The organism is Campylobacter sp. RM19072 (assembly GCF_024723485.1).
GTDB classification, from domain to species: Bacteria; Campylobacterota; Campylobacteria; order Campylobacterales; family Campylobacteraceae; genus Campylobacter; species Campylobacter porcelli.
In genome coordinates this window covers 1-315 of the sequence record NZ_JANQCU010000070.1, presented here as the reverse complement: position 1 = coordinate 315, position 315 = coordinate 1, and the positions used below count along the sequence as shown (strand labels likewise).

Below are 315 nucleotides of genomic sequence, written 5' to 3'. Positions count from 1 at the left end.
TAGGGTTTTTGATTTTGGTAGTAAGGCGTATGGATTAAGAATAAGATTATCTAAGATAAGTTTTTCTATTTGAACTTTTCCACTTCCAACTAATTTTAATCCAAATTTAACATATTCACACTCGCTAGGAATGGCGATAGTGTGCTTTTCATCGGCTCTATTGATAGAGTGAGATATTTTATTACCATTTATATCTTGGAATTCAAATACAGTGTATAAGTTTTCTAAAGTAAATGTTGAGATAAGATTAATAGTGCTATTTGTAACTAAATTTAACTCTTCTTTAGTAAAAACCTTATCTGTGTATATGTATTT

General features: G+C 27.9%; 1 protein-coding gene. It reads right to left on the bottom strand.

The features are described 5' to 3' along the window. Positions 1 to 315, bottom strand: a 315-nt coding sequence (locus CSUIS19072_RS08485) for a hypothetical protein (RefSeq protein ID WP_337212287.1), incomplete at both ends; no start/stop codon positions are given.